This window comes from Rothia santali (genome assembly GCF_024199905.1).
Taxonomy (GTDB): domain Bacteria; phylum Actinomycetota; class Actinomycetes; order Actinomycetales; family Micrococcaceae; genus Rothia; species Rothia santali.
On sequence record NZ_JANAFB010000072.1, the window covers coordinates 1 to 4597 of the forward strand.

Annotated in this window: 4 protein-coding genes and 1 pseudogene; 1 reads left to right on the forward strand and 4 read right to left on the reverse strand. The window is 73.5% G+C overall.

From position 1 onward, the window contains the following. From NBM05_RS15010 to NBM05_RS15020, 3 genes and pseudogenes are all read right to left on the reverse strand, one after another. Nucleotides 1-1042 (reverse strand): annotated as a pseudogene (locus NBM05_RS15010) (hypothetical protein); the annotation flags it as partial. Nucleotides 1043-1157: 115 nt separating this feature from the next. Then, the gene (locus tag NBM05_RS15015; protein ID WP_254169102.1) at nt 1158-1388 is read right to left on the reverse strand and encodes a hypothetical protein; all 231 of its coding nucleotides are present in this window, start codon (nt 1386-1388) and stop codon (nt 1158-1160) included. Nucleotides 1389-1485: 97 nt separating this feature from the next. Continuing rightward, the gene (locus NBM05_RS15020) at nt 1486-2136 is read right to left on the reverse strand and encodes a dihydrofolate reductase family protein (RefSeq protein WP_254169104.1); all 651 of its coding nucleotides are present in this window, start codon (nt 2134-2136) and stop codon (nt 1486-1488) included. Between the two features lie 306 nt (nt 2137-2442). Here NBM05_RS15020 and NBM05_RS15025 point away from each other — a divergent pair, with 306 nt between their 5' ends. Beyond that, complete coding sequence (locus NBM05_RS15025; protein WP_254169112.1) at nt 2443-3315, forward strand: aldo/keto reductase; 873 nt, start codon at nt 2443-2445, stop codon at nt 3313-3315. A gap of 82 nt (nt 3316-3397) precedes the next feature. Here the strand turns inward: NBM05_RS15025 and NBM05_RS15030 are convergent, their stop codons facing one another. Next, complete coding sequence (locus NBM05_RS15030; protein WP_254169114.1) at nt 3398-4504, reverse strand: PLP-dependent cysteine synthase family protein; 1107 nt, start codon at nt 4502-4504, stop codon at nt 3398-3400. Nucleotides 4505-4597 lie beyond the last annotated feature (93 nt).

Genomic DNA, 4597 nt, shown 5'->3' on the forward strand with positions numbered 1-4597 from the left:
TTTCCTCGTGCGGTCGCCCGTGCGCGGCGGGAGGGCCCTCCCGCTGCGGGCGCGGGGGCCGGCTCGAGGCGCACGGGACCGCGGGCAAGCTGTTACCAGTGTACCGGCGGGTGCAAGCTGCGGCGGGGGGGGGGGGGGGCGCGGGGGGGGGGGGGCGGGGGGGGGGACCCCCGGGTCGGGAGGGGCCGGGGGTGGGGCCGCCGGGTGATGAACCGCGGTTGCCACCGTCCCCGGTCCGGGCGTCGTCGGGCGCGGTGACCACCGCCGCGGCGGCGCCGTCCGCGAAGAGGGAGGCGCCGCGGATGGTGTCCGGGTCGTTCGCCGTCCGCAGGTGGATGCTGCAGAGCTCGGCGCAGACCACCAGCACGACGGCGTCGGGGTCGGACCCGCAGATCTCGGCGGCCTGACGCAGGGCCGGGAACGCGGCGTAGCACCCCATGAAGCCGAGGTGGGAGCGCTTGACCGAGCGGGGCAGGCCGAGGGCGCGGACGACGTCGAGGTCGGGGCCGGGGGCGTAGAAGCCGGTGCAGGAGGCGGTGACCAGGTGCGTGACCGCGGCGGGCTCGAGGCCCGGGCATGCCGCGACGGCGGCGCGGGCGGCCTCGACGAACAGGCGCGGGGCCTCGCGGGCGTAGAAGGCGTTGCGGACGCCGGTGCTGGGGGCGAGGATCTCGCGGGCCCGGCGGTCGAAGAAGACGGGGGCCGCATCGTCCGCGGCGGCACCGGGGGCGGAATCTGCGAGGTCGGGGGCCGGTGCGTCGGAAGTCGAGGCGTCGGGAGTTGGGATCTCAGAGGTTGGGGCCTCGGGGGTGAGGGCCTCCGGGGTTGGCGTCTCAGGGGCTGCGGCGAGGGCCGCAGCGAGATCCAGCTCATCCATGACCGTGTGGCGCCGTTCGATCCCGGAATAGTCGAAGGCGGCCCTGATCAGGCGCTTCGAGAGGGCGCTGATACCGGGCTGCGCGGCGAAGACGTCGCGCAGCTCCTCCTGGCGAAGCACGACGAGCGGGACGGCGACCTCGAGGGATCTGATGACGGCAGGCATAGCTCATTCTTTCCCCCCGACCCGCCCGGCGCAATGGCCATGACCTCGCGCTAAGGAGTCGAACTCCTAGTCAAGACGGAAGTTAAGCCGCCAGGGCAAGTGGTCGGGCGGTGCGTCAGGCGCCCCTCCGGGGATACGCCTCAGCCCGACGCCTCTCGGCGCGGCGCCGGAGCAGGTGGGCGATCACGATGCAGGCCATCGCGAAGAGGGACAGGCCCATGGCCACGATGATCAAAGGGGAGGGGTCGCCGTCCTCCACCGCGATCCAGAAGAGTGACACGACCAGCACGATCTGGGCGACCCGAAGGCTCTCACTGCGTCCGAGCGTGCGCATAGTGCTCTTCATCCTGCCTCCTCGACCTTGTTGCGCTGCCCGACCACGGTACCGGCCGAATACCGTAACGGCGCAGAGGCGACGACTCCGCGTGGCACATCCCATGCCCTCAGCGCGCAACCTTCCGGTCGAAAGTCAGGTGGGTGACCCCGCTGGGCGAGGAGACCGCCTCGATCGCGTAGTCCTCCTCCAGGGGACCCAACCCGTCCCAGAGGCGGGACCCGCCGCCGAGCAGGAGGGGCACCTGGACCAGGTGCATGTGGTCGACCAGGCCCGCCGCGAGGAAGTCCCGCACCACGCTCGCCCCGCCCCCGATCCGCACGTCCAGTCCCGCGGCGGCCTCGCGGGCGGCGTCGAGCGCCTCCGCCGGGGCGGCGGCGAGGAAGCGGAAGACGGTGCCGCCCTCCATCTCCAGGGGTGGCCGCGGGCGGTGGGTCAGCACGAAGACCGGCGTGTGGAACGGCGGTTCGGGACCCCACCAGCCGGTCCACTCCGCGTCGTCCTGCCAGCCCGGCGGGCCGAACTTGCCGGCGCCCATGATCTCCGCGCCGATGCTGGGCTCGTGCCGCCGGGCGAACGCGTCGTCGACGCCGGCGCCGCCGCCCGTGCGGCCTACGATCGGGGCGCCGAAGGCGGTGGCGAGCAGCCACTCGTGGAGCCGCTCGCCGCCGCGGCCCAGGGGCGTCTCGAGCGACTGCCCCTCGCCGGCCGCGTAGCCGTCCAGGGAGAGGGAGAGGTTGTGGATGCGGGTCAGCGCCATCGGATCGCTCCGTCCGCTCGGGGAGTGGGCCCGCGGCCGGGGCGCGCGGGCGTGGGTGGTGATCACTCTAGGGACGGGCGACGCGCGGCGGAAGGGCAAGGCGGTCCCGTACGGGGTCCGGGGTGGCGGGCCCCGGGCCTCGAGCGGCGCGTCCCGGACCGCGATCCTCGCTTCGGGCTTCGCGATCCGCGATCCGCGATTCGCGAGAACATCTGGGGACACAGTCCTCCCGCGCGGCGCCGATCGGGCCTAGCGTGGGAGCACGGGGTCATCGCGGACCCCGGCGACCCTGCGAAGGAGACGATCGTGGACATCACCCTGAACAACGGCGTCGAGATGCCGGCCCTCGGGTTCGGCGTCTTCCAGACCCCACCCGAGGAGACCGTCGCGGCGGTCGAGGAGGCCCTGCGCGTGGGCTACCGGCTGATCGACACGGCGGCCGCCTACGGCAACGAGCGCGAGGTCGGCGAGGCCATCCGCCGCTCCGGCCTGGACCGCTCCGAGATCTTCCTCGAGACGAAGGTCTGGATCAGCGACTACGGCTACGACCGGACGCTGCACGCCTTCGAGAAGAGCGCGGCCAAGCTCGGCGTCGAGCGCCTCGACCTGCTAATCCTGCACCAGGCCTTCCCCGGCGAGTTCGACCTGGCCCTCGAGGCCTACCGCGCGCTGGAGACCCTGCAGCGCGACGGCCGGGTCCGCGCCATCGGCGTCAGCAACTTCATGCCGGAGCACCTCGCGGCGCTGGGCAAGAGGTCCGACGTCGTCCCGGCCGTGAACCAGATCGAGGTGCACCCCTACTTCGCCCAGCCGGAAGCGCAGCAGGCGGACCGGGCGCAGGGGACGCTGACACAGGCGTGGTCGCCGATCGGCGGCATCACCAGCTACCGCGGCTCCGGGCCGAGCGTGTTCGACGACGCCGTCGTCGCCGAGGTCGCGGCGGCCCACGGCAGGACGCCCGCCCAGGTCATGCTGCGCTGGCACCTCCAGCAGGGGCGCTCGGCGATCCCGAAGTCGGTCCGGCCGGAGCGCATCGCGGAGAACTTCGACGTGTTCGGCTTCGACCTGACGGACGAGGAGCTGCGGCGGCTCGACGCGCTGGACACCGGCGTGCGGCGCGGGCCCGCGCCCGAGGACGTGACCCGCGAGGCGTTCTGGAAGGAGATCCCGGAGGCCTGAGCCCGCGGGCGCCGCCGGCCCGTCATCCCCCGCGGGGCGGGAGCGCCCGACGCCGCGACCCTCGCCACCCGCCCGGCGGGCCTCAGCCGCGCAGCCCCAGGAACTCCTCGAGCCGCGCCCGGTGCGGGGCGACGTCGAGCCCGTTCTCGGCCAGCCACGCCTCCGAGTAGTACTTGTCCAGGTACCGCTCGCCGGGGTCGCAGATCAGGGAGACGACGCTGCCCGTGCGGCCCGCGGCGCGCATCTCGGCGACGATGCGGAACGCGGCCCACAGGCCCGTGCCCGTGGAGGCCCCCGCCTTGCGGCCGATCAGCTCGTCCAGCACGTGGATCGCGGCGATCGCGGCGGCGTCGGGCACGCGCATCATCCGGTCGATGCTCTGGGGCAGGAAGCTCGCCTCGACCCGCTGCCGCCCGATCCCCTCCATGCGGGAGCCGACGGCGGTGGTGGCCGCGGGGTCGTGGTCCCGCCAGCCGGGGAAGTAGGCGGAGTTCTCCGGGTCCGCGACGCAGATGCCCGTGGCGCGGCGGGTGTAGTGGACGTAGCGGGCCAGCGTGGCCGAGGTGCCGCCGGTACCGGCGGTCGCGACGATCCAGGCCGGCTCCGGGTGGGGCTCCAGCTCCATCTGGGCGAAGATCGACTCGGCGATGTTGTTGTTGCCCCGCCAGTCGGTCGCGCGCTCGGCGTAGGTGAACTGGTCCATGTAGTGGCCACCGCACTCGCGAGCCAGGGAGGCGGCGACGTCGTACACCTCGCGCGGGTCCTCGACGAAGTGGCACCGGCCGCCGTAGAGCTCGATGAGCTTGATCTTCTCGCGGCTCGTGGACCGGGCCATCACGGCGACGAAGGGGACCCCGATCAGCCGGGCGAAGTAGGCCTCCGAGACCGCGGTGGAGCCGCTGGAGGCCTCGACCACGGGGCCGTCCCGGCGGATCCAGCCGTTGCAGAGCCCGTGCAGGAACAGCGAGCGCGCGAGCCGGTGCTTGAGCGAGCCGGTCGGGTGCGTCGACTCGTCCTTGAGGTACAGGTCCACGCCCCACTCGGACGGCAGGGGCACCGAGAGCAGGTGCGTGTCCGAGGTGCGGTTGCCCTCGGACTGCACGGTGGCGATCGCGGCCCGGAGCCAGGCGCGGTGCTCGGGGTCGTAGCGGTCGATGTCCTCGGCGTCGAGGGACGGGATGTCGTTCATGGCGGGGTGCTTTCCGGGTCGGGGGCGGCGCTGCGGCGGGCGGGGCGGGGTCTGCGCGCCGAGTGATCACGTCTCATGGGGAGTATGTCACCC